The sequence below is a fragment of the Tabrizicola sp. genome (genome assembly GCF_016793705.1).
Taxonomy (GTDB): Bacteria; Pseudomonadota; Alphaproteobacteria; order Rhodobacterales; family Rhodobacteraceae; genus Tabrizicola.
This window is the reverse complement of the sequence record NZ_JAEULO010000041.1, coordinates 100,024-122,667: the sequence shown is the minus strand read 5'-3', so window position 1 is coordinate 122,667 and position 22,644 is coordinate 100,024. Positions and strand designations below refer to the sequence as shown.

The 22,644-nt window shown below is 68.1% G+C and carries 22 protein-coding genes; 8 read left to right on the top strand and 14 right to left on the bottom strand.

Going from position 1 to position 22,644, the window contains the following annotated elements; genetic code table 11:
* Positions 1-6: 6 nt before the first annotated feature.
* From JNJ68_RS10760 to JNJ68_RS10715, 10 genes are all read right to left on the bottom strand, one after another.
* A complete protein-coding gene (locus JNJ68_RS10760) occupies positions 7-1,800 on the bottom strand; it encodes a penicillin-binding protein 2 (RefSeq protein WP_294982289.1) in 1,794 nt (597 codons plus the stop codon).
* The gene (locus JNJ68_RS10755; protein ID WP_294982287.1) at positions 1,797-2,153 is read right to left on the bottom strand and encodes a cell division protein FtsL; all 357 of its coding nucleotides are present in this window, start codon (positions 2,151-2,153) and stop codon (positions 1,797-1,799) included. Before JNJ68_RS10755 ends, JNJ68_RS10760 begins: the two co-directional genes overlap by 4 nt.
* Positions 2,154-3,170 carry a 16S rRNA (cytosine(1402)-N(4))-methyltransferase RsmH gene (gene rsmH / locus JNJ68_RS10750; protein ID WP_294982285.1) on the bottom strand — a complete coding sequence of 339 codons (1,017 nt, stop codon included), beginning with the start codon at positions 3,168-3,170 and terminating at the stop codon, positions 2,154-2,156.
* A gap of 4 nt (positions 3,171-3,174) precedes the next feature.
* Complete coding sequence (locus JNJ68_RS10745; protein ID WP_294982283.1) at positions 3,175-3,678, bottom strand: division/cell wall cluster transcriptional repressor MraZ; 504 nt, start codon at positions 3,676-3,678, stop codon at positions 3,175-3,177.
* Between the two features lie 645 nt (positions 3,679-4,323).
* The gene (locus JNJ68_RS10740) at positions 4,324-4,926 is read right to left on the bottom strand and encodes a TetR/AcrR family transcriptional regulator (protein WP_294982281.1); all 603 of its coding nucleotides are present in this window, start codon (positions 4,924-4,926) and stop codon (positions 4,324-4,326) included.
* Positions 4,927-4,957: 31 nt separating this feature from the next.
* Entirely contained in the window at positions 4,958-5,821 is an 864-nt protein-coding gene (locus JNJ68_RS10735; RefSeq protein WP_294982279.1) for an alpha/beta hydrolase, read from the bottom strand.
* A gap of 71 nt (positions 5,822-5,892) precedes the next feature.
* On the bottom strand, positions 5,893-6,345 hold the full coding sequence (locus JNJ68_RS10730) for a glyoxalase/bleomycin resistance/extradiol dioxygenase family protein (protein WP_294982277.1): 453 nt from the start codon (positions 6,343-6,345) through the stop codon (positions 5,893-5,895).
* Positions 6,346-6,363: 18 nt separating this feature from the next.
* The gene (locus tag JNJ68_RS10725) at positions 6,364-6,978 is read right to left on the bottom strand and encodes a dihydrofolate reductase family protein (protein ID WP_294982275.1); all 615 of its coding nucleotides are present in this window, start codon (positions 6,976-6,978) and stop codon (positions 6,364-6,366) included.
* A 24-nt stretch (positions 6,979-7,002) separates the two neighbouring features.
* Positions 7,003-7,476, bottom strand: a complete 474-nt coding sequence (locus JNJ68_RS10720) for a VOC family protein (protein WP_294982274.1) — start codon at positions 7,474-7,476, stop codon at positions 7,003-7,005.
* Between the two features lie 159 nt (positions 7,477-7,635).
* The gene (locus JNJ68_RS10715; protein WP_294982272.1) at positions 7,636-8,709 is read right to left on the bottom strand and encodes an Mrp/NBP35 family ATP-binding protein; all 1,074 of its coding nucleotides are present in this window, start codon (positions 8,707-8,709) and stop codon (positions 7,636-7,638) included.
* Between the two features lie 249 nt (positions 8,710-8,958).
* Here JNJ68_RS10715 and JNJ68_RS10710 point away from each other — a divergent pair, with 249 nt between their 5' ends.
* The 3 genes from JNJ68_RS10710 to JNJ68_RS10700 all read left to right on the top strand — a co-directional run bounded on the left by JNJ68_RS10710 (position 8,959) and on the right by JNJ68_RS10700 (position 12,602).
* The gene (locus JNJ68_RS10710) at positions 8,959-9,174 is read left to right on the top strand and encodes a DUF1127 domain-containing protein (RefSeq protein ID WP_294982270.1); all 216 of its coding nucleotides are present in this window, start codon (positions 8,959-8,961) and stop codon (positions 9,172-9,174) included.
* A gap of 623 nt (positions 9,175-9,797) precedes the next feature.
* Entirely contained in the window at positions 9,798-10,946 is a 1,149-nt protein-coding gene (locus tag JNJ68_RS10705; RefSeq protein WP_294982268.1) for a benzoate/H(+) symporter BenE family transporter, read from the top strand.
* Between the two features lie 366 nt (positions 10,947-11,312).
* Complete coding sequence (locus JNJ68_RS10700) at positions 11,313-12,602, top strand: O-acetylhomoserine aminocarboxypropyltransferase/cysteine synthase family protein (protein WP_294982266.1); 1,290 nt, start codon at positions 11,313-11,315, stop codon at positions 12,600-12,602.
* Between the two features lie 16 nt (positions 12,603-12,618).
* Here the strand turns inward: JNJ68_RS10700 and JNJ68_RS10695 are convergent, their stop codons facing one another.
* From JNJ68_RS10695 to JNJ68_RS10685, 3 genes are all read right to left on the bottom strand, one after another.
* Positions 12,619-13,407, bottom strand: a complete 789-nt coding sequence (locus JNJ68_RS10695) for a hypothetical protein (RefSeq protein ID WP_294982264.1) — start codon at positions 13,405-13,407, stop codon at positions 12,619-12,621.
* A complete protein-coding gene (locus JNJ68_RS10690; RefSeq protein ID WP_294982262.1) occupies positions 13,407-14,552 on the bottom strand; it encodes a hypothetical protein in 1,146 nt (381 codons plus the stop codon). The genes JNJ68_RS10695 and JNJ68_RS10690 overlap by 1 nt, the downstream gene beginning before the upstream one ends.
* Before the next feature lie 119 nt (positions 14,553-14,671).
* Complete coding sequence (locus JNJ68_RS10685) at positions 14,672-15,367, bottom strand: SIMPL domain-containing protein (RefSeq protein WP_294982260.1); 696 nt, start codon at positions 15,365-15,367, stop codon at positions 14,672-14,674.
* Positions 15,368-15,528: 161 nt separating this feature from the next.
* Between JNJ68_RS10685 and JNJ68_RS10680 the strand changes: the two genes are divergently transcribed.
* Positions 15,529-18,456, top strand: a complete 2,928-nt coding sequence (locus tag JNJ68_RS10680) for a translation initiation factor 2 (RefSeq protein ID WP_294982258.1) — start codon at positions 15,529-15,531, stop codon at positions 18,454-18,456.
* Positions 18,457-18,609: 153 nt separating this feature from the next.
* Here the strand turns inward: JNJ68_RS10680 and cobT are convergent, their stop codons facing one another.
* Positions 18,610-19,614, bottom strand: coding sequence for a nicotinate-nucleotide--dimethylbenzimidazole phosphoribosyltransferase (gene cobT, locus JNJ68_RS10675; RefSeq protein WP_294982256.1), 1,005 nt, complete (start codon positions 19,612-19,614; stop codon positions 18,610-18,612).
* 79 nt (positions 19,615-19,693) lie between these two features.
* On the opposite strand from cobT, the gene JNJ68_RS10670 reads away from it, so the two are divergent.
* The 4 genes from JNJ68_RS10670 to nusB all read left to right on the top strand — a co-directional run bounded on the left by JNJ68_RS10670 (position 19,694) and on the right by nusB (position 22,627).
* Entirely contained in the window at positions 19,694-20,464 is a 771-nt protein-coding gene (locus tag JNJ68_RS10670; RefSeq protein ID WP_294982254.1) for an adenosylcobinamide-GDP ribazoletransferase, read from the top strand.
* 113 nt (positions 20,465-20,577) lie between these two features.
* Positions 20,578-21,660 carry a 3,4-dihydroxy-2-butanone-4-phosphate synthase gene (ribB, locus tag JNJ68_RS10665; RefSeq protein ID WP_294982252.1) on the top strand — a complete coding sequence of 361 codons (1,083 nt, stop codon included), beginning with the start codon at positions 20,578-20,580 and terminating at the stop codon, positions 21,658-21,660.
* A gap of 2 nt (positions 21,661-21,662) precedes the next feature.
* Complete coding sequence (locus JNJ68_RS10660; protein WP_294982250.1) at positions 21,663-22,163, top strand: 6,7-dimethyl-8-ribityllumazine synthase; 501 nt, start codon at positions 21,663-21,665, stop codon at positions 22,161-22,163.
* Positions 22,160-22,627: a transcription antitermination factor NusB gene (gene nusB, locus JNJ68_RS10655; RefSeq protein ID WP_294982248.1), complete on the top strand. Its 468-nt coding sequence runs from the start codon at positions 22,160-22,162 to the stop codon at positions 22,625-22,627. The genes JNJ68_RS10660 and nusB overlap by 4 nt, the downstream gene beginning before the upstream one ends.
* Positions 22,628-22,644: the final 17 nt, after the last annotated feature.

The following is a 22,644-nucleotide window of genomic DNA, read 5'->3' as shown; positions in this document are numbered from 1 at the left end:
ACCCCGTCAGTTGCTGGCGGCAGTTACCGCATCCGCCACGACAGGTTCAAGCTTCGGCCGTAGCCCCATCAGCGGGGCGACGCGCCGGATGATCTCGGCGGCAACCGGCACCGCCGTCCAGCCCGCCGTCCGCCGCGTCTCGGACAGGGTGTCGTCCTGCGGCTCGTCCAGCGTGACGATCAGCACGTATTGCGGGTTCGAGGCCGGGAACATCGAGGCGAAAGTGTTCACCACCTTGTCATGGTAGTAACCGCCCGATTTCTTCGGTTTGTCCGCTGTCCCGGTCTTGCCCGCCACCTCATAGCCCGGCACGTCGCCCAGCGTTGCCGTGCCCTCCAGCACCACGCGGCGCAGCATCGCGACCGAGTCCGCTGCTGTCTTCTCGCTCATCACCCGGACGCCCGTCGTCGGCCCCTCGCGCTTCAGGAGCGTCGGCTTGATCATCACGCCGCCGTTGGCAATCGCCGCATAGGCTGCCGCAAGATGCATGGGGCTGGCCGACATGCCGTGGCCGTAAGAGGTGGTGATCGTCACGATCTCGGGCCATTTCTTCGGGATCAGCGGCTTGGCGCCGGGGGCTTCCACCAGTTCCAGGGGCGTCGGCTCGAAGAAGCCCAGCGACTTCAGGAACTGCTGCTGCCTGAGCGGCCCGATCATCAGCGCGATATGCGCGGTGCCGACGTTTGACGACTTGGCGATCACATCGGTAACCGCCAGCAGCGGCCCGTAGTTGTGGCCCTCGAATTCCTTGATCTTGTACTTGCCCCAGGTCATCGGCGCGTTGGCATCGACCATCGTCTGCGGGTTCACCAGGCCCAGTTCCATCGCCTGCGCCACCGCAAAGATCTTGAAGGTCGAGCCAAGCTCATAGACCCCCTGCACCGCCCGGTTGAAGAGCGGGCTGTCGCCGGGCTCGGCGTTCTTGTCGACCAGGGGGTTCGGCCGGTCGTTCGGGTCGAAGGTCGGCAGCGAGGCAAGCGCGAGGATTTCCCCGGTCCGCGCATCCATCAGGATCGCCGCCGCACCCTTGGCGTTCAGCATCCCCATGCCGGCGGCCAGCACTTCCTCGATGGTCGATTGCAGCGTGAGGTCGATGGAAAGCGTCAGGGGCTTGCCGCCCTGCGCCGGATCGCGGAGGCGCGCATCCAGCGCCTTCTCGATCCCCGCCACCCCGATCACTTCCGCCGAATGCACGCCCTCGGCGCCGAACGAGGTGCCGCCGAGGACATGCGCCGCCAGCGTCCCGTTCGGGTAAAGCCGCATCTCGCGCGGGCCGAAGAGAAGGCCCGGATCGCCGATCTCATGCACCTTCTGCATCTGCTCGGGGCTGAGCACCTTCCTGATCCAGACGAAGCTGCGCCCGTCGGTGAAGCGCCGCTCCAGCGCCTTGGCATCAAGCTCGGGGAAGATTTCCTCAAGCTTCACCGCCGTGCCCTTCGGGTCGACCATGACCTTCGGGTGGGCGTACAGCGCGTGGGTCGTCATGTTCGTCGCCAGCACCCGCCCGTTGCGGTCGGTGATGTCGGCGCGCTGCGCGATGATCTCGGCCCCCGGCGCGCTCGACTTTGGCTCCACGGGTTCAGTCGCCGCCATCAGGCCCATTCGCGCGCCGATCGCGCCAAACGCGAAGACGAAGCTTGCGCACAAGATGAACAGCCGGAACTGCGCCCGGCCGCGCGTCTTTTCGCGCATCGCCTCGTGCCGGACCTTCAGGTTTTCCTTTTCGATGCTGTCGGGGTTCAGCCCCTCCTGCCGGGCATGGAGGATGCGGGCCAGGGGTCGCAGCGGGGTACGCATCACAATCCCTCCGCGTCAGAGGTGATGGTGCCCTGGATATCCGTCGTGAAGCTGATCTCGGGCAGTTTCGCCGCCGGATAGGCCACCTGCGCCGCCGTGCCGAACTGCGAGGGCTCCATCGGCATCAGACCCAGCCGGTCGAAGTTGGCAGTTGCCAGTTCGCGGAGCCGGTCGGGCCGGTTGAGATAGGCCCATTCCGCCCGCTGCACCGTCAGCGCCTCGCGCAGGCCGACGATCTGGCGTTGCAGCCCCTCGACCTCCTTCAGCGCGGCCTGGGTCGCGTAATTCTCGCGATAGGCCCAGAAACCAAGCGCGATCAGCGCCAGGAACGAAAGGGCATAGAGAACGGGGCGCATCTATCGGCGTCCTTTCTTCTGGATTTCCGGCAGGCCAAGGTCGGCCGGGGCAAGCAGCTTCGCAGGCGCCTGGGTCCGCCGCCCGACGCGCAGCTTGGCGGACCGCGCGCGGGGGTTGCGGGCGATCTCGGCCTCGTCCGGGGCGACGGCCTTGCGGGTGACCATCTCGAACCGCGCCTTTGTGTCGGCCTTCGCAGGGGCGTAGCGGTTGGCGTTGGCCTCGTGGCCAGAGGCAAGCTGGAAGAACCGCTTCACGATCCGGTCCTCAAGCGAGTGGAACGTCACCACGGCCAGAAGACCCCCCGGCTTCAGCGCGCGTTCGGCGGCGTTCAGACCCTCGGCCAGCTCGGTGAATTCCGTGTTCACCGCGATGCGGATCGCCTGGAAGCTGCGCGTCGCTGGGTGACTTTGCCCCGGCTTCGGGCGAGGCAGGCATTTCGCCACGATCTCCGCCAGCCGCGCCGTCCGGGTGATCGGTTCCACCGCCCGCGCCGCGACGATGGCATGGGCGATCCGGCGTGACGCCCGCTCCTCGCCGTAGTGGTAGAGGATATCGGCCAGCGCGCCCTCGTCGACCGTATTCACCAGGTCGCCGGCACTTTCACCCGACTGGCTCATCCGCATGTCCAGGGGGCCGTCCTTCATGAAGGAAAACCCGCGCTCCGGCTGGTCGAGCTGCATGGACGACACCCCAAGATCCAGCACCACCCCGTCGAGCGCCTCACCCGCCAGGGCGTCGAGATCGGAAAACGTGCCCGCGACCAGCCGCAGCCGACCACCGTAGGACCCGGCCCAGCCTGCGGCCATCTGCAACGCCAGGGGGTCACGATCCACGCCGATCACCCGCTCCGCACCGGCAGCGAGCAAGGCCCGCGTGTAGCCGCCCGCCCCCAGCGTTCCGTCCAGCCAGACGCCTGAGACGGGCGCGCATTCCCGCAGAATCGCGTCGATCAGGACCGGGATATGCGGATCGTCGGACGTCTGGCTTGACGGGCGGCCTGGCAGCGGACCCTGCATCGGCCTACCCCGTCCGCTTGTGCCGCCCGACAAGGGTCAGCGGGTCGATGTCGTCGTCTTCATCCTCGGCCAGCTCGGCGTCATAGACCTCGCGGCGATAAAGGCGGAAGCGGTTGGTGAAGCCCGCGAAGGCGGCCTCGCTGTCCGCCGCCAGATCGCCCGCAAAGCCCATCTTCTCGCGCACGCGCTGCGGCAGGACGATCCGGCCGTCGGCGTCGATCTCGACCATCACCGACCGGCTGATCAGGTCGCGCTCGGCCCGCACCCGTTCGGGCGAGCCCATCTCCATCGCCTCGATATCCTCGGCCAGCTGGTCCGCGCCACGCTTGGAATAGCCCTCGACGAAATTGCGCGCCTTGCCGCCATAGACCAGCACCAGCCGCGCGCCGCCCTTTTCGCCTTTCTGGGGGTCGTCCGCGTTCAGGACGGCACGAAAGGCCGCCGGGATCGAGACCCGCGCCTTCCCGTCTACCCGCTGGTAGAACTCGCCTCTGAACGCCTCTGCCATCGCCTGGCCTTTTCAATTCCACGTCGAACCCTGGGCGATGGAAATAAAAAGGCGGACCGGGTTGCTGCCACTACCCGATCCGCCGCTGTCCCATCGCTGGGCGTCCAGCTACGCGCGCCACCTGGGGGAGATGTCTGCTCGCTCGCGCGCCGGATCCTTGTTCGCCGATGAAAGGGGCTGCCTGTATGAAGCTGCCTTACGCCTTGTTCGGGGTCTTTCGTCCGCCCCTGACTTTCACTGCCCATCGCATCGTCGTGAGGACAACTTGCGTGGGATTTCATGGGAAAGCAAGGGAAAAATTGGGTGGGAATGGGCTCCATCTTGTGCCAGAGCGGGTCGGGCAGCAGCATCTTGTGCCGAGATTCACCGCCAACTTCCAAATTCTAGGCGAGCCACTCGAAATACTCCCCTACATCTTGTGGCCGCGTCACGGCCGATGACAGTCCCGTGAATTCCCACGATTCAGCGCGATCCGCCTCTGATCTTGCAAATTCTTGGCCCGACACCGGCGAATCTGCCCGAATCCACCCACCGGGAACAGTCCGAGCCCGGCATTTCCCACGATTTCCCGTGATCTGTGATTCGACATCCACACACCGGCTGGGCCGGGCAGCCGCCTTCTGTATGACGGCAATGATGTCGCCGTCAGGCGGGTCGCCCGAAGAGAAGCCGCAGATAGCGCTCCAGATGGTTGAAGGCCTCGCGCGCGGGGGCGGGGGAATTCAGCGCCTTGGCCAGGATGATCCCGCCTTGCACCGCCACCTGGAACTGCTGCGCCAGACCCTCGGCCGTCACTCCCGGCACCGGATGCGCGGCCAGTGCCTCGGCCAGATGCGGCCGGACATGCTCGAACCCCGACGTGACGCTCCGTTCCGCCGCCTCGCGGATCGGGGTCGAGGTCTCGTAAGCCTCCTGCACCGTGGTCCCCGCCACACAGGTGAACTCGGGGATCGGCTGGCCCAGGATCTGCCGCCGCAACTCGACGTAGCCGAACACCCGGTCCAGCGGATCGGGCAGGGAATTGTAGGGATGCGCGGTGAACATGACCCCGGTGGTTTCGGTCCAGTCGTCGATCAGAGCGACGCCCAGCGCTTCCTTGCTGGCGAAATGGTGGAAGAAGGCGCCCTTCGTCACCCCCGCCGCCGCACAAAGGTCGTCGACCGAGGTCGCGGCAAACCCCTTGCGCCGCACGAGGCTGCGTGCGGCCTCGATCAGCCGCGCGCGCGCTTCCCCACGCGGAACCCTCATGCGGCGCCTCCCGCCGGTCTCGCGCCCTGCCTCATTGAAACATCCCCTTCGGCGTTTCGCCCTTAAGAAACCCTTCGATCAGCGCCGCCAGAAGGTCAACCTGACCGATCACCGCAGTATGCGAGGTCGCCGGCAGCACCGCCAGCCGCGAGGCCGGCAGGGGCGCGCCCATGTCGCCCATGCCGCCGCCGCCCAGCAGCCGGAACATCGCGACCGAATGTTCCAGCGTGGCCACATCGGCGTCGCCGGTGATGATCAAGACCGGCGTCTTCAGCGCCTTCACCTCCGCCTCCCAGGCCATCGGCTCCTTCTCCAGCGCGATCAGCTTCTCGACCAGTGCCGGAAAGCCCTCGGGATCGGCGGCCAGCGTCTTGTAGTCCTCGGCGAAGGGCATGTCGGTGAACATCTCGACGGTCATCATCGGGATGAAGTCGCGGAAGGCGGGTTGCCAACCGTCGGCGTCATAGGCGACCGAGGCCGCGATCAGCTGGTCCACCTTCTCGGGGTGACGGATCGCCAGCTGCAGCCCGGCAGTCGCCCCCATCGAATAGCCGAAGACATCGGCCTTCGGCAGGTTGACCGCCTCCATGAAGACCGCCACATCATCGGCAAGACCCGGATAGGTGATCGGCCGGTCGAGGTCGGTGGTGCGGCCATGGCCCTGAAACTCCAGCGCATAGACTTTGTGGGTCTCGGCCAGCTTCGGGATGATCGCCCCCATCGAGGGGATGTTCATGTAGGCCCCGTGCAGCACGACCAGCGGATCGCCCTCGCCCGACACCTCGTAATACATCTGCATGCCGTTGACCTCGACCCGGTTCCCGACCGGGGCGGTGTCCGACAGGGCCGGACCTGCGGCAAGCAGGGCGATCGTCAGCAAGGTTGCGCGCGACATGGGGTATTCCTCTCTCTGCATGGCGTTTCGCGTTGTCAGGGCGGAACCGCCCTGACCGTGATTAAACCGCGTCAGGCATCCTTGTCCCAAAGCGCGGGATCGGGCGTCAGCACCGCCCAGAGAATCCCGAACGGATCGCGCACCATGCCCCAGTCGTCACCCCAGGGCTGCCTCTCGTATGGCATCACGGACACGCAGCCCGCCGCGACAGCCCGGTCGAACCAGGCCCGCCCGTCGCCGACGACCAGTTGCAGATGCCCCCGCGCCAGCGGCGGGCCGCCGGGCGAGCCGTCGCCGACATGGTCGGTCAGCATCAGCGCGCCGCCGTTGATCTCGACCTGCAGGTGCATGTAGTGCCCCGGCTGGCCCGGCGTCTCCATCCGCCCCATGTCCCTGGCGGCGAAGGCCTTCATGTAGAAATCCGCCGCCTCCCCCGCCTGCCCGGCAAGCGACAGATAGGGGATCACCCCCTGCATGATCCGGTCTTCGGGCCGGTAGCGCTGGTCCTGTGGCACGTCGTTCATCATATCCTCCCTTGCCCATCACGCGGGCTCTTCGGAAAAACTGCCGGTCCGCATCGGCCCGGCGGGCTTGTAGGTCGAGATCACCACGCCCGAAGGCGTGGCCTTTCTCTCGACCAGCTTCAGCTCGGCGGGCTGCACGACATCCGAGAAGATGCGCTTGCCCCGCCCGATCATCACGGGGAAGACCAGGAGCACCACCTCATCCGCCAGCCCCTCGGCGATCAGCAAAGGTGTCAGGGTGGAGCTGCCCCAGACGATCAGGTCCGGCCCGCCCGCCTGCTTCACCTTGCGGATACCGGCGGCGATGTCGGACCCAAGGCCCTCCACCGGCCCCCAGTCCAGACTGTCGGGCCGATGGGTCGCGACGAACTTCTTCGCCCCGTTCAGGCTGTCGGCCATCGGCCCCTTCTGCTTCGGCCAGTAGCTGCCGAAGATGTCATAGGTCTTCCGGCCAAGGAGCAGGTCGAACCCCGTCCCCTGCGCCTTGTCGATGGCGGCCCCGCCTGCCTCGTCATGATGGGGGAAAGCCCAGCCGCCGTGGTTGAAGCCGTTGGCGGGGTCTTCCTCCGGCCCGCCCGGACCCTGGATGACGCCGTCCAGCGAGATATGCTCGATGATCCTGATCGTCCGCATGTCGAAGCTCCTCTCTCTCGCCCGTCAGGCCGCCGCGCGGACCGCAGCCTCGATCTCGGCGATGTCGATCTTCTTCTGCTTCATCATCGCCGCCGTCGCCGCCGCCGAGACCTTCTTGTCCTTGCTCAGCGTCAATTCGGTCAGCCGACGCGGAAAGACCTGCCAGGAGACGCCGAAGCGGTCCTTCAGCCAGCCGCAGACGCTCTCCTCGCCGCCATCCGCGGTCAGGGCCGCCCAAAGCCGGTCGGTCTCGGCCTGGTCATCGGTCTCGACGCTGATGGACACCGCTTCCGTCAGGGTGAAATGCGGCCCCGCGTCGAGGATCTGGTAGGGCGTGCCCGCCAGATTGAAGTCCGTCACCGTGAACGGCCCCATCCCCGCATCGGCGCCGAAGCTGCGCTCCACCCGGCTGTTCGGGATCAGGTCGCAGTAGAACTTCGCCGCTTCCGGGCCACGGCCATCGCGGAACCAAAGACAGGTGCGAATGTTGTGAGTCATCTTCTTTCCTCCTCAAGGGTGTCAGCCGTCGCGTCCGCGACTCGCTGGTCATGCAGGAAAGATACCAACCAGTTGGTATGTAATCAACCCAAAATCCCGCCCAAAGCAAAAACCCGCCACTCGGGCGGGTTTCCTGCAAGGTGACGATGGGAAAAGGCCTCAGCCCATCCCGCCCGCGATCAGCCGGTCGGCCAAAGCCAGATAGGGCGCGGCCAGCGGGCTGTCGGTCGCCGCAACCGGCGTCCCGGCGTCGCCTGCCACCCGCACGTCCAGCGCCAGGGGCAGTTCCCCCAGGAACGGCAAGTCCAGTTTGCGCGCCTCGGCTGCCACCCCGCCATGGCCGAAGATATGGCTCTCATGCCCGCAGTTCGGGCAGACATAGGTCGACATGTTCTCGACGAGGCCCAGGATCGGCGTCTTCAGCTTGTGGAACATATCCAGGGCCTTGCGCGCATCCAAGAGCGCCACGTCCTGCGGGGTGCTGACCACAATCGCCCCGGTCAGCTGTGTCCGCTGGCAGAGCGTCAGCTGCACGTCCCCCGTCCCCGGCGGCAGGTCGATGATCAGCACGTCCAGCTTGCCCCAGGCCACCTGCCCCAGAAGCTGCTGCAAGGCCCCCATCAGCATCGGGCCGCGCCAGACCACCGCTTCGTTCTCCTTCAGCATCAGGCCGATGGACATCATCGTGACCCCATGCGCGACCAGCGGCTCGATGGTCTTGCCGTCGGGGGATGAGGGCCGCCGGTTCACGCCCATCATCTTCGGCTGGCTCGGCCCGTAGATGTCGGCGTCCAGAAGCCCGACCTTCCGGCCCCGCCGCGCCAGGGCCACCGCCAGGTTCGAGGCGACCGTGGATTTCCCGACGCCCCCCTTTCCGCTCGCCACCGCGATGATCCGGTCGATCCCGGAAATCCGCTGCGGCCCGCCCTGCTGCGGCGTCGGGTGCTGGCCGATCTTCAGCGACGGAGGCGCGGCCTTCGCCGCCGGGCCATGCGCCGTCATCACCACCTGCACCGAAGCGACCCCCGGCAATGCGCGCAGCCGCGCCTCCGCCTCGGCCTGCGCGGGGCCAAATGCCCGCGCCTCGTCGGGCGTCGCGGCCTCGATCACGAAGCGTATCACGCCCCCCTCGACCGACAGCGCGCGAATCAGATCCCGGCTTGCCAGATCGCCCCCGCCGGGGACCGCAATCCCGGCCAGCACCCTCGTCACCGCATCCCGATCCACCGTCATCGTTTCAACTCCGCCCAAGATTTGCGCTAGGGTCGCGGTCTTTGCGCGGAAGGGCAAGCACCCTTGACCAGTTGCTCAAAAAATCGGCGAACGCATTAATAAATCATGACATTTCCGTGACCCAAGCCATGCGGATGCTGCATGGCAGCATTGATCAGACCGGCTATTGTGCATCCGCAGCATGAGGCGCATGTTATCCCTAACAGCGCGACAGAACGTTGCTGACGAAACTGAAGAGGCTTGAGTGACATGGCTTATGTGACCACCACCCCCGTCGCCCGCAAGGGGTTCGCCGACCGCCTGGCTTTCGTGAAGGACGTGCTCCTGACCGCGATCACCCGGCGCCGCGTCTACGCCCGCACCGTGGCCGAACTGAACTCGCTCACCGACCGTGAGCTGTCCGACCTCGGCATCTCGCGCCTCGGCATCACCGAGATCGCCCGCGAGGCTGCCTACGGCAAGTAAGATTTCGTCCGGGGTCCCCTCCCTCCTCCCTTGGGGCCCTGCGACGATGCGGCGATGCCCCTCCTCCTCCCTGGGCACCGCCGCCCCTATCGGGGCCGAATGGCTCCATCCCATCGGGCGACCCTCCCTCCTCCCTGGGCGCTTGGTACTGCGGCGGGGCCTCTCCTCCTCCCTGGCCTCGCCGCGCAACCCATCCCGAGCCCGCTCCTCCTCCCTGGGCTTGTGATCTGCGGCGGTGCCTCCCTCCTCCCTGGCATCGCCGCCCCCATTCGGGGTGAAAACCCCAAGTCCATCGGGTGCCCACCTCCTCCCGGGCATCCGGTATTGCGGCGGGGCCTCTCCTCCTCCCTGGCCTCGCCGCGCAAACCATCCCGAGCCCGTTCCTCCTCCCAGGGCTTGTGATCCGCGGCGGTGCCTCCCTCCTCCCTGGCATCGCCGCCCCCATTCCGGGCTGATCGCCCGAACGGCATCGGACGCCCCATCCTCCTCCCGGGGTGCGCCGATCTTGGCGCGCGGCCCCTTTCCTCCTCCCTGGGGTCGCCGCCTTTCTTTCCTCGCTCCCCCTTGCAGCCCGCCCCCTCACACGGAATAGTCCCGCAACGCCAATCGCCTGGGAAGCCGACATGCGGGCCTCGGTCCTTTCTGCCGCCACCGTGGCTGCACTGGTGGGCTATGCCGCCTCGGTCGCCATCATCCTCGCCGCCGCCACCGCGCTTGGGGCGACGCCTGCACAGACGGCAAGCTGGCTTCTCGCCATCTGCATCGGCAAGGCGTTCGGCTCTGCCCTGCTGTCCTGGCGCAGCAAGGTTCCCGTCGTCCTCGCCTGGTCCACGCCGGGCGCCGCACTGATCGCTGCCACCTCCGGCATCAGCTTCTCCGAGGGCGTCGGTGCCTTCGTTGTCGCGGGCCTTCTCATCGCCGCAACGGGGCTGCTCCGTCCTATGGGCGCGCTGGTCGCCCGCATCCCCGACGGCATCGCCGCCGGAATGCTGGCCGGGGTGCTCCTCCCCTTCTGCCTGAAGGGCGCAACAGCCGCGCAGGACCTGCCTGCCCTGGTGCTGCCGATGGTCGCGGTCTTCCTCGTGGTCCGGCTGTGGAATCCCGCGATGGCGACACTCGCCGCCTTCGCAACCGGCATCGTGCTGGCGCTACTTACCGGGTCCGACCTTTCCACCCTCCGCCTCTCGGCGCCCCTCCTCGACTTCACCGCCCCGGAGTTCCGTCCCGGCGTGATCCTCGGCCTTGGCCTGCCACTCTACCTCGTCACCATGGCCTCGCAGAACCTGCCCGGCTTCGCCACGCTGCGTGCTGCGGGCTACGAGCCGCCGGTCAGCGCCGCCCTCACCACCACCGGTCTCATCTCCGCCGTCACGGCCTTCTTCGGCGCCCACACCGTCAGCATGGCCGCGATCACCGCCGCGATCTGCCTTGGACCGGACGTGCATCCCGACAAGGACCGCCGCTGGATCGTCGGCCTTGCCTATGCCGGGGCCTGGCTGCTCCTCGGCCTCCTCAGCCCGACCGTGCTGCAACTTCTCGCAGGCCTTCCTGCCCCTGTGGTCGCGGCTCTCGTCGCCCTCGCGCTTCTGTCACCATTGATGGGCGCCCTGACCGCTGCCTTCACGCAGGCTGACCAGCGCCTGCCCGCGACGCTGACCCTTGTCACGACCGCTTCCGGCATGGCCGCCTTCGGCATCGGCGCGGCCTTCTGGGGTCTGATGGTCGGCCTCGCGGTCTGGGCGCTGGAGCATGCGCGCCGCCGGCCAACGTGACGCAGTCGCCCGACACCGCGACGCTTGACCGACTCGGTCCGCCCATCCGAGGCTGCGGCAGGGTGATCGAAGGGTTTCTGCCGGAGGTCGAGGCCCGGCTGACCTGTTGCTGCGGCTCTGCCGGAAAGATGACCGTGGTGATCTGCAAGGGCGGCGAGACGGCGGAAGTGATGATCGGCAGCAAGACTTGCTTCGTGCTGCGGAAAGGCCATCTGGTCCTGCGCTTCCCCTATCCCGCGGGCGACGGAGCGCGCCCGCACAAGCCATTGATTTCCCAAATCCCCCGAGCCGACGCACCGCAAGCAGCTCCCCGTTGCCACGCTCGGCTTCCTCCCCTACCCTCACGCCAACCCACAGGAGGACCCCATGACCGACCATCCCCTCGGCTTCGACACCCTCGCCGTCCATGCCGGCACCGCGCCGGACACTGCCACCGGCGCCCGGCAGGTGCCGATCTACCAGAGCACCGCCTTCGTCTTCCGCGATGCCGACCACGCGGCCAAGCTCTTCAATCTTCAGGAAATCGGCTACATCTATTCCCGCCTGACCAACCCCACCGTCTCGGCGCTGGCGAACCGGGTTTGCGCGCTTGAAGGCGGGGCCGGGGCCATCGCCTGCTCTTCGGGCCACGCCGCGCAGATCATGGCGCTTTTCCCGCTGATGCAGCCGGGGCGGAACGTTGTCGCCTCGACCCGGCTCTACGGCGGCACGATCCAGCAGTTCTCGAACACGATCCGCAAGTTCGGCTGGTCGGCGAAGTTCGTCGACTTCGACGACCCGAAAGAGATCGAGAAAGCCATCGACGGCGACACCCGGGCGCTGTTCTGCGAGACAATCTGCAACCCGGGCGGCGCGCTTTCGGACATCCCCGCCATCGCCCGCGTCGCAACCCAAGCGGGTATCCCGCTGATCGTCGACAACACCACCGCCACGCCCTATCTCTGCCGCCCGATCGAGATGGGGGCGACCCTCGTCGTCCATTCGGCCACCAAATACCTGACCGGCAACGGCACCGTGACCGGCGGGATCGTGGTCGACTCCGGCAAGTTCAACTGGTCGGCGGACGACAAGTTCCCCTCGCTCTCGCAGCCCGAACCCGCCTATCACGGCCTCGTCTTCCACCCGACGCTGGGCAACATGGCCTATACCTTCCACTCCATCGCCATCGGCCTGCGCGACCTAGGCATGACGATGAACCCGCAGGGCGCGCATTACACGCTGATGGGGATCGAGACCCTGTCCCTGCGGATGCAGCGCCATGTCGAGAATGCGCAGATCGTCGCGGAATGGCTGGAGCAGGATCCGCGGGTCGGCAGCGTCACCTATCCGGGCCTGAAGTCCTCGGCCTATTACCATCTGGGCAAGATGATCACGCCGAAGGGTCCCGGGGCGCTCTTCACCTTCACGATCAAGGGCGGCTACGAGGCCTGCGTCAGGCTCATCGACAATGTGAAGCTCTTCAGCCATGTCGCGAACCTGGGCGACACGCGGTCCTTGATCATCCATCCGGCCTCGACAACGCACCGGCAGCTGACGGAAGAGGCGCAGGTCAAGGCCGGGGCCGCGCCGGATTCGGTGCGCCTGTCGATCGGGATCGAGGACGTGCGCGACATCATCGCCGATCTCGATCAGGCGCTGGCCAAGGCCACGGCCTGACCGCGAGATCCGCCGCCTAGCCCCCTGTGGCGGGGTCCAGCGGCGGGGCCACGAACATGCCCTTCGGCAAGGGGGCGAGCCACGCAACCTCGGCCCCCGCCGAGACCGGCCGATCCGGCGCCCAGTCGAGCGTCAACCGCAACGGACGACAGATCTCGGCAACGTCCGGGGCACCGCAGGCCGTGCCGATGGTCTCGAGCAGGGCCTTCAGCGCGGAATCGGGGCTTTCGGTGCCCTCCACCCCGGCTTCCATGTCAAGCGTCACCCGGTCGGTGTGCAACACCCGCGTGGCGAGATCGGGCAGCTCGGTCCCGTCGTCCTGCAAGCGGAACACCAGTTCCAACTGGAACATCGCGGTCCCGACCGCCGGATCGACACTGCCCTCGACCACCCGCGCCGCATTCACCGCGCAGTCCCGGGCGATCGCGTCCAGGAGCACCTGGCACAGCCCATCGCCGACCTTGGGCGCGCGGATGTCGGCCAGCACCTCAAGAAAGGGGGCGTCAGGCAGCTTCTCTTCCCCCACCAGCAGGTCGGCAAGCTTCGCCTGGCGGACGACGCGCAGCGTCCGGGCAGGTACGAAACGCTCCTGTGCCAGATAGGCCTGAACGTCGGCCTGCGGCACCAGCCCGCCGGTGGGCGAGATCAGCCAGCTCTGCCGCGCGGGAAGGGGGGGGACCGGGGTTGCGGTGGCGGCTTCTTCTGCCACAGCTGCCTTCGGCAGCGTCTGCCAGTATTGCCAACCCGCGGCTCCGAAGCCCACGGCCATCAGCAAAAGCCCCGTGCCGATCAGAACCCGCAGCATCAGAACGCGACCCCCTGGCGTATGGTCTTCAGGTCGCCGAAGGCGAAACTGGCGGCGATAGCCCTGACCCGGCCGGCGAAATCCTCGCCCTTGGCCACCTGGCCGCGGATCTCGAAATAGCTGTCCTGGGTCAACCGTATCTGTGCACCCTGGACCCTGGCATAGACCGCCTTCGGCTCTGCCGCGCCGGGCTGCGGCCCGACGACCGAGACGGTGCCCCCCGCAAAGCCCGCGCGGGTTTCATCCGCAGGCGCCCCGAAACTGTCGCGGAACCAGCTGTTGTAGGCTGCGATCCGGTCCTGCATCACCGCAAGTTTCGCTTCCGCCGCGGCCTTGTCGCTGGCGGACCCGGCCTTCAGCACCTCGAAGAAACGATGGCCGGGGTTCAGCGGATAGGCGGGAGCGATCCCGCAGGCGGCCAGCGCGTCGCCCGGCAGCACCTCGACCGGGACCACGGGATCCAGGTTCGCCACCCCCGCATGTGCGCCACCCAACAGGATCACCCGTTCAATCCGGGCGCCGGGCGCGAGATGGATGTTCCAGATCCGGTTGCCACGGGCGTTTTCCAGCACCAGATAGACCGGCGCACGGGTTTCCGTGACCGCCACGTCATAGGCCTCGTAGGCCAGTTCCGATCCGTCACCGGGCGAGGCCAGGCCGCTTTCGCGGTAGCGGTCGACGAAGCCCTGCACGGCGGCGGCGAGGTCGCTGTCATCATAAGTCAGGAAGGCAAGCCGCAGCCCGGTCTCCTCGGCGGTCACATGGCCAACGACGGTGCCCGCAAGCGGCGGCGTCAGCCGGCAGCCCGAAATCGGCCGGATCGTGGTGATCTCGGCCGGGATGTCCGACGCCACGCGCGTGCTGTAGCCGTCAATCACATCCGCGACGAAGACCGGACGGTTCCCCGCCAGCGCCGCGATCGGCCCGCGCGCGACCAGGCCGTCGGGCCCGTCCTCCAGAAGGTCGGCGGGGCTGTCGCCCGACCGCCGACCGCTGCCGAACGTCCCGCCAAGACCGCCGTCCAGCAGCGCCATCACCCGGTCGGGAAGATAGCGCTCGAAAGCCTGAGGCCCGAGCGACACCAGGGCGACCCCGGCAAGCATGATGGCACCGACGATCAACAAGCTGATCGGTCCGCGGATCATGGGGAACTGCTCCTGCCTTCTTCTCTTGCCGCGAGATTGCCCGGCGACTTGGGCCAAATCATGACGGAAACCGGCGGAATCCGGGTGATTTCCGCCCCTTGACGCCGGGTTGTGCCATCCTACTCGGCGATCTCCCAGGTGACCGCGACATTGGCCACCAGGCCAAGCTCGCCGCCCAACACCGGCGGCGCCGCAGCCGAGACCGCCTCGCGGTACATCGGCGCCGGATCGGTCATCGCGCCCGCGTCCGAGATCGACAGGACCTGTCCCAGTTTCACACCCGCCGCCATCGCCAGAAGCTCGGCCTTGGCGCGGGCATCGGCGACCGCCTCCTTGCGGGCCTCGTTATAGGCCGGTTCGGGGTCGGCAAGGCCGAAGGTCATGCCGTTCAGCGTATTGGCCCCGTCCGCCACCGCCGCGTCCAGCACGGTTCCGGTCGTGTCCAGCGCCCGGACCCGCACCGTCAGCATGTTCGAGGCGACATAGCCAGAGATCGTCGGGGTCGAGCTGTCATATCCGGTCCAGTTCGGGTTGATCGACAGGTTCGAGGTCTGCATGTCCCGCGCCTCGATCCCCGAGGCGGTCAGCCGGGCAATCACCGCGTCGGTCGCCTTGGAGTTCGCAGCCAGCGCCTCGGCAGCGGTCGCGCCCTGCGTGGTCACGCCGATCATCAGGGTGGCCATGTCGGGAGCGGCCTCGATCGTGCCGGTGCCGGTCACGCTGATGGTTCGGGTCATGGCATCCTCGGCAAGGGCGGGGGCCGCCAGCGGCAGGGCCAGCGCGGTGGACAGGATCAGGGCAGACAGAACACGCATCGGGGTCTCCTTGCAATTTGCGCGACATTTCGCATCTGTGACGCGCGCCGCAATGGCTTCCTTGGCCGTTTTCCTTCCCTTCGGCGAAAAGCTGCTTTAGTAAAGCGGCATCCGGCTGGGGCACGTTCCAGCACTTCCAAGATCCGTGCTAGACCCGCGACATGAAACCGACATTTGCACTTGACCTGACCCGCGACACCATCGGGCTTCTGCACCGGACCCCGAAGGGCTGGCTCTCGATCGGCGAGGTGGCCTTCGACGCCCCCGATCTGGGCGAGGCGCTGGACTATCTGCGCAAGACGGCGCTGGGGTTGTCACCGCTGGGGGTGGCGACCAAGCTGATCCTGCCAAACGCCCAGATTCTCTACACCGAGATCCACGCCCCCGGCCCCAGCCGCGACGAGAAGCGCCGCCAGATCGCCGCCGCGCTGGAAGGCCGCACCCCCTATGAGGTGGACGACCTGGCGTTCGACTGGTCCGGCAAGGGCGCGACGGTCAAGGTCGCCGTCATCGCGCGGGAAACGCTCGACCAGGCCGAGGGTTTCGCGGTCGAGCACCGGCTGAACCCGGTCTCCTTCGTCGCCATCCCCGAGGAGGGCAGCTTCGTCGGCGAGCCCTGGTTCGGCCCGACCGCCGCCGCGGCAGGCATCCTGGCCGAGGACGAGACGGTCGAGCGCGATCGCGACCCGGTGGCGATCCTGCATCGGGAATTGCCGAAGGCCGAGCCTGCGGCTCTCGCCGACACCCCCGCCGTCGAACCGGTGGCCGAGGTGGTGGTCGAGGCGGAACCCGAAGCCGAACCGGCGCTCGCAGTCGAGCCCCCTGTCGAGGAAGAGCCTCTGCCCGGCCTGGAGGAGGCGCTGAACGCCGAGCCTCCCGAGCCCGAACCCGCCCCCAAGCCAGCCCCTGCCGCGCCCGAACCTGCGCCCGTGGAGGCGGTTGGGGACGACGGGATGGATGCCGCCACCCTTCGCGATCTTGAAGCCGCCCTGGCCGATGATGCGCCGGTCGATGATGCTCCGGGGCCCGTCGTCACCGAAAGACCGGCCGCCACGCCCCGGACCGAGGCTTTGCCCGACCCCGAGGAAGCCCCCTTCGCGCATGTCACCGACAGCGCAGCCTTTCCCGAACCCGAAGACAGCGCCCCGTCCGCCGCTGCGGCGCGGAAGGGGATCATCGACGATCTCGACGATGACCTCCCTCCGGCTCCGCCCTCGGCGGCGATGGTCGCCTTCGCCAGCCGCCGCGCTGCCGCCGGTGATGCCATCGGTCGCCCGGTCGAAGGCGTGACCCGCCCGGCTGCTGCGGGCCGCACCGCGGCGGTCGCCCGGCCGACGGCATCGAAGGGCTTCCCCGGCATGGTCACCGCGCCGACCATCCCCGGGACCCGTGCCAAACCCAAGCTCAAGGGCGGCGAGATCCCGCGCCCGGCAGTGGCAGGCCCGACCACGGTGAAATCGCCGGCCCGCCCCGGCGGCACCTTCGGCACCATGGCTCCGGCGAAGAAACGGACCGGCACCGTCTTCCTGGTCATGGTCGCCCTGCTCCTCCTGTTTCTGGCGCTGGTCGCGGCCTGGGCCTCCTATTTCATGGGCGGCAATGGCAGCGCGGCCACCGTGGACGAGGCCGCCGTCACCGATCAGGTGCCGGGCGTCGATGACGAGATGCTGGCCGACATGCAGGACCCCGAGGGGATGACCGATCCGATCCCCGAGGCCGAAGGTGCGACGCTGGCCGATGCGGGGGATCTTGCGACCGAAAGCCTGCCGGTAAACATGGGGGGCGAGGAGGCCGCAGCGGCGACGGAGGAAACCGAGATCTGGGCCCAACCCGAAGCCAGCGAACCCGAAGCCACCGACCCCGCACCGACCGACCCCGCGCCGACCGACCTCGCCGACGAGGCGACCGTCCCCGCCGAACCGGTGGCCGAACCCGCGCCCGGTACGGTGGTCGCGACAGATGTTTCCGTCGCCTCCGCCCCGACCGAGGATCAGGACGAGATCTTCCTGTCCGCCATGGACGCCCCGCCCCCGGCACTGGACGCCCTGGCGCTGCCCGCGCTCGCCACTGCGGTCGACGCCCTGCCCGATCCGGCGATGCCGCCCCCCGCCCCGGGAACGGTCTACCAGTTCGATGCGAAAGGCCTTCTCAAGCCGACGCCGGAGGGGATCGTCAGCCCGGACGGGGTCTTCCTGATCGCCGGGAAACCGCCCCGGCTCCCGCCCTCGCGCAGCGAGGTCGCATCGGCCGCCGCCTTGGCGGCCGCCGCCGTTGCCCCCCCCGCGACCGAACCTGCGGCAGCCGCGGTCTCCGACGCCTCGCTGGTCACTGGCGGGACCGAACCGGCCGCCGACGCACCGCTTCCGCCCGCCGATCCGGCGATGGCGGGGTTCCGCCCGAAGGCGCGGCCCGAGGGGCTTGCCCCCGCCACGGCGGACGACGCGGCGCTTGCCCCCGAGACCTCCACCGAATTCGCGGGCCTGCGCCCCCTCGCCCGTCCGGCCAGTGTGACCGCCGCCGCTGCGGCGGCCGCCCCGGCCGAAGCCGCCGACCTCGGTGCGCAGGGCGCCTCGCTGACCGCGCAGGCCGAGGCGAAGCTGGCCGAGGCTGCCGCCCTGGAAGCCCAGAACCCCTCTATCGTCGCGATCTCGATGCGGCCGGCAGAACGCCCCCGTGACTTCTCCGCCGCGGTCGAGGCAGCCGTGGCCGCCGCCGTCCGCGAACCGGCCCCGGTCGAGGAAGTCGCCCCCACCGAGGTCGCCGCCGCCGCGCCCGCGCCGAAGCCGGAGGAAACGGCCGACCTTGACGAGCCCGAGCCGACCAAGGTCGCCCCGTCGATCCCGACCAAGGCCAGTGTGGCGAAGCAGGCGACCTATGCGAATGCGATCAACCTGTCGAAGATCAACCTGATCGGGACCTATGGCACCGACTCGCGCCGGTACGCGCTGATCCGGCAGGCGAACGGGAAGTACAAGAAGGTCAAGGTCGGCGACAAGATCGACGGGGGGACGGTGAAGGCGATCACCGATACCGAGGTCCGCTACCAGAAGGGCGGGCGGCTGGTCAGCCTGAAGATGCCGAAGGTCTGATCGGGCTGTCCACGGTGGACATTTCCGGGTTTTTATTCTAGATCAATGATTTGTTTGCGGGCGTTTACGATTTGGTAATGTCTGCTCGTCGGGGACTTCGTCCCTCCTCGCTGGAGTGCGACGAGGAGACGAAGTCGAACGAGGAGCCGCCGTTCAGCCCGCCGCCACGCCCGCTTCAGCGAAGGTGGCCATGCCGGAATGGCAGGCGACCGCGCCCCGCACCACACCGATGGCCAGCGCCGCGCCCGAGCCTTCGCCCAACCGCAGGCCAAGCGACAGGAGCGGTTCCTTGCCAAGCTTCTCCAAGAGGCGGGCATGGGCACCCTCGGCGCTCTGGTGGCCCGCAACGCAATGGTCCAGCGCACCGGGGGTGGCCTTTTCCAGCACCGCCGCCGCAGCGGTGGCGATGAACCCGTCCAGGATCACCGGCACCCGCGCCATACGCGCGCCGAGGATCGCGCCGGTCATCGCGGCGATCTCGCGGCCCCCAAGGCAGCGCAGCACCTGAAGCGGATCGGAGATGAGCGCCTTGTGCCGCTCCAGCCCCGCCGCGACGGCGGCTTCCTTGCGACGGAGCCCCTCGTCATCCACCCCGGTCCCCCGGCCGGCCCAGCCGACCCCGCCGTAAAGCGCGGTGGCGATGGCGGCCGCAGCGGTGGTATTGCCGATGCCCATCTCTCCAGCGACGAAGAGATCGGCCTGCGGGTCGACGGCTTCATAGCCCTTCTGCAAGGCCGCCAACACCTCGGCCTCGCTCATCGCCGGGGCCTCGGTGAAATCCGCGGTCGGGCGGTCGAGGTCAAGGGAATGGACATCAAGCTTCGCGCCGAAGGCCTTGGCCAACTGGTTGATCGCCGCCCCGCCATGGGCGAAGTTGGCCACCATCTGTACGGTGACTTCCGCCGGGAAAGCGGAAACACCCTTGGCGGTAACACCATGATTTCCCGCGAAGATCACGATCTGCGGATTGCCCGCACGGGGCTTTTCCGTCCCCTGCCAGCCCGCCATCCAGATCGCGAGCTTCTCCAGCCGTCCCAAGGCCCCCGGCGGCTTGGTCAGCTGGCCGTTCCGCGCCTCGGCCCCGGCAAGCGCGGCCTGGTCGGGAGCCGGAAGCTGCCCGAGCAGAGCATGGACATCGGCGAGGCTGTGGAACGGCATGGTCGTCTTCCCGGATTGCACCTTTTCGCTTCTGGGGCTACCCCAAGGGCCAACCCGACGCCAGCCGGAACCTGCCGCTTTGACCCCAATCCGCGACATTGCCCTAGGGCTTCCCGCCGATCTTCTGTCGGCCTTTGCGCTGCTCACACGCCTGCCCCTGCCCAACCATCGGGGAACCGGTGCGGCATCGGCCTGGGCCTGGCCGCTGGTGGGTGCCGTGCTGGCCGCGCTGGGGGCAGCGCTGGCGACGGCGGCGCTGTGGCTGGGGGTCACGCCGGGGGTGACGGCGGTTCTGGTCCTGGCGCTTGGTGCGATGCTGACCGGGGGCCTTCACGAGGACGGGCTGTCCGACACCGCAGACGGGCTTTACGGCGGCTGGACGCGGCAGAGGCGGCTGGAGATCATGAAGGACAGCCGGGTCGGCAGCTACGGCGTGCTGGCGCTGGTGCTGGTCACGCTCGCCCGCTGGTCGGCGCTGACGGCGGTGCTGGTCTATGGCGGGCACTGGGGCGGGCACTGGGCGGCGCTGGTGGCCACGGGGGCCCTGTCGCGCGCGCCGATGGCGCTGGTGATGGCGCTTCTGCCCAATGCACGCGGCGAGGGGCTGAGCCATGCGACCGGGCGGCCCAATCCGGCGGTGGCGCTGGTCGGACTGGCATTGGCGGTGGTGATCGCCGGGGCGCTGACCGGCTGGACGGCGGTGCCGCTGGTCTTTGCGGCGCTGGGGGTGACGGTGATGCTGGCCATCTCGGCCCTGCGGCGGATCGGCGGGCAGACGGGGGATATTCTCGGGGCCTCGCAGCAGCTGGCCGAGGTGGCCTGTCTCGCGGTGTTGTCGGCGCGGGGGTGAGGGGAGTCGGGATAAGAGAGTCGGGGCACGCCCCGACCTACGACGGGCACCCTCTGGCCTTTGCGCCCCGCCCGCGCTAGAGGAACGCGAGAGAGCTTGCGAGGCTGCCGCCCATGTCCGACTATTCCGACGCCATTTCCTCGACCGAGGAGATCATCGAAGACGCCCGCAACGGGCGGATGTTCATCCTGGTCGACCACGAGGACCGCGAGAACGAGGGCGACCTCGTCATCCCGGCGCAGATGTGCACGCCGAATGCGATCACCTTCATGGCGACGCATGGCCGGGGCCTGATCTGCCTGGCGCTGACCGCGGAACGGGTGGACCAGTTGGGATTGCAGCTGATGGAGCGGAAGAATTCCTCGCGCCATTCCAGTGCCTTCACGCTGTCGATCGAGGCGGTCGAGGGGATTGCCACCGGCATTTCCGCCGCTGACCGGGCGCGCACCGTGGCCGTTGCGACCGACCCGTCCAAGGGTGCGGTGGATATCGCCAGCCCGGGCCATATCTTCCCGCTGCGCGCGCGGGACGGCGGCGTGCTGGTGCGTGCGGGCCATACCGAGGCGGCGGTCGACGTGTCGCGGCTGGCGGGGCTGAACCCCTCGGGCGTGATCTGCGAGGTGATGAACGACGACGGCACGATGGCGCGGCTCCCGGACCTGATCAAGTTCGGCCAGAAGCATGGCATCAAGATCGGCACCATCAGCGACCTCATCGCCTATCGCCGGAAGCATGACAGCCTGGTCCGCGAACGCTCGGTCAAGGCGGTGCAATCGGTGCATGGCGGCGAATGGCTGATGCGGGTTTACACCGACGAGTTGCAGGGGGCCGACCAGGTGGTCCTGACAAAGGGCGATCTGACCACGCCAGAGCCGGTGCTGGTCCGGGTCCATGCCCTGAACCCGCTGGAGGATGTGCTGGGCCTGGGCAGCGGCAGCGACCTGCCCGCCGCGATGCGGATCATTGCCGCCGAGGGGCGCGGGGCGGTGATCCTTCTGCGCGACACGTCGATGAAGATGGTCGAGGATGGCGAGCATTCGCCGCAGACCCTGCGCCAGTATGGGCTTGGCGCCGAGATCCTGGCGGCACTCGGGCTGTCGAAGATCTCGCTGGTGACGAATTCCAAGGCGCCGAAGCTGGTGGGTGTCGAAGGCTACGACCTGACCATCACCGGCACCCGGCCCATCAAGGAGTGATCATGGCCACCGCCGAGACGCATTACACCCTGCCGCTGCCCGCTTTCGACAAGCCGGTGAAACTGCTGATCGTGGTGGCGCCCTATTACAAGGATATCGCCGACAATCTGGTGGCGGGGGCCCGCGCGGTCGGCGCGACCTGCGGGGCGACGGTGGACCTGATCGAGGTGCCGGGCGCGCTGGAAGTGCCCTCGGCCATCGCGATGGCGGAACGGCTTGCGGAGTATGACGGTTACGTGGCGCTTGGCTGCGTGATCCGGGGCGAGACGACACACTACGACACGGTGTGCAATGACAGCTCGCGCGCGATCAGCCTTCTGGGGTTGCAGGGGGCCTGCATCGGCAACGGCATCCTGACGGTGGAGAACCGCGCCCAGGCCGAGGTGCGGGCCGACCCGGCGGGGCAGAACAAGGGCGGGGGTGCCGCAGCTGCGGCCTTGCATCTGGTGGCGCTGTCGCGCAAATGGGCCGGAAAGACCAAGGGGATCGGTTTCCGGGCATGACCGCCAAACGTGACGAAAAGCGCCAGATGAAATCCGCAGCGCGGCTCTATGCGGTGCAGGCCCTGTTTCAGATGGAGGTCTCGGGCCAGACGGTCGAGGCGGTGACGCGCGAGTTCGAAACGCACCGCTTTGGCGCTGTCTACGAGGAAGGCGAGTTCGCCGAGGGCGACGTCGACCATTTCCGCGCCGTGGTGGGTGCGGCGGTGAACTGGCAGGCGAAGATCGACCAGCTGACCGACCGGGCGCTGGTCGCGGCCTGGCCCATCGACCGGATCGACCCGGTGCTGCGGGCCTTGTTCCGCGCGGCGGGGGCGGAGCTGGTGGACATGGCCACCCCGCCCAAGGTGGCGATCACCGAATATGTGGATGTGGCGAAGGCCTTCTTCCCCGAGGGGAAGGAGCCGAAGTTCGTGAATGCCGTCCTCGACCACATGGCGCGCGAGGACAAGCCCGAGGCTTTCTGATGCGTCACAGGATCTGG